The sequence below is a fragment of the Kitasatospora cystarginea genome (assembly GCF_039533515.1).
GTDB lineage: Bacteria > Actinomycetota > Actinomycetes > Streptomycetales > Streptomycetaceae > Kitasatospora > Kitasatospora cystarginea.
On the sequence record NZ_BAAATR010000164.1, the window covers coordinates 1 to 1384 of the forward strand.

Annotated in this window: 1 protein-coding gene; it reads left to right on the top strand. The window is 74.3% G+C overall.

What is annotated here, in order from left to right:
* Positions 1–1384 (top strand): non-ribosomal peptide synthetase (locus tag ABD369_RS40575; RefSeq protein ID WP_344641658.1); only part of this gene is annotated, 1384 nt, incomplete at both ends.

The following is a 1384-nucleotide window of genomic DNA, read 5'->3' on the forward strand; positions in this document are numbered from 1 at the left end:
GGCTGGAGCGGGTACTGCGCGCACTGGTCGCCGACCCCGACCGCCGGATCAGCCGCATCGACCTGCTCGACCACCACGAGCGGCAGCAGATCCTGCTGGACTGGAACAACACCGCCACCAGCCCCGAACACACCTGCCTCCCCGCCCTGTTCGAGGCCCAGGCCGCCCGCACCCCCGAGGCCACCGCCGTACTCGACGGCGACCTCGCCCTGAGCTACGCCGAGCTGAACACGCTCGCCAACGGCGTCGCGTACCGACTGATCGAGGCGGGCGTGGGTCCCGAGGACCTGGTGGCGGTGGCGGTACCGCGGTCCGCCCGGCTGCTCGGCGCACTGCTCGGTGTCCTGAAGGCCGGGGCCGCCTACCTTCCCGTGGACCCGGACTACCCGGCGGAGCGCATCGCCTTCATGCTGCGCGACGCCTCACCCGCGCTGCTGCTGACCGGCGGCGGCGTGGACTGCGGCGAGGAGTCCGGGCCGTTGCCCCGGCTGCTCGTCGGGGAGGTCGAGCCCGTCGACGCCGACCCGGCGGACCACGACCGGGTGCGCCCGCTGCGGCCGCACCACCCCGCCTACGTCATCTACACCTCCGGCTCCACCGGACGGCCGAAGGGCGTCCTGGTCGAACAGCACTCGCTGGTGGACTACCTGGAGTGGGCCGGCCGCAGCTACCCGAGTGCGCGGGGATCCGTGCTGCTCCACTCGTCCGTGTCCTTCGACATGACGGTCACGGCCCTGTTCACCCCGCTGACCGTCGGCGGCTGTGTGCGGATCGGCGACCTCGACGAGAGCCTGCCGTCGGACACCGCCCCCACCCTGCTGAAGGGCACCCCGAGCCACCTGGCGCTGCTGGAGGCCCTTCCCGAGGGTGCCTCGCCGACGGGCGACCTGCTGCTCGCCGGTGAGGCGCTCTCCGGCGAGCGGCTGCGGACCTGGCGGAACTCGCACCCGGCGGTGACCGTCCGCAACGTCTACGGCCCGACCGAGACCACCGTCAGCTGCGCCGAGTACCGGATCGAGCCGGGCAGCGAAGCGGCCGGCGGTGTGCTGCCGGTCGGCCGGCCGCTGGCCAACACCCGGGTGTACGTGCTCGGCCCCGGGCTGCGGCCGGTGCCGGTGGGGGTTCCCGGCGAGCTCTACGTCGCGGGCACCGGAGTGGCGCGCGGCTACCTCGGCCGGCCGGGGCTCACCGCCGAGCGCTTCCTGGCCGACCCGTTCGGCGAGCCGGGCTCCCGGATGTACCGCACCGGCGACCTGGCCCGCTGGAACCGCGACGGCGAACTCGTCGTCGCCGGCCGCGCCGACGACCAGGTCAAGGTGCGCGGCTACCGCATCGAACTCGGCGAGATCGAGGCGGCCCTCACCCGCCACCCCGCCGTCGCCCG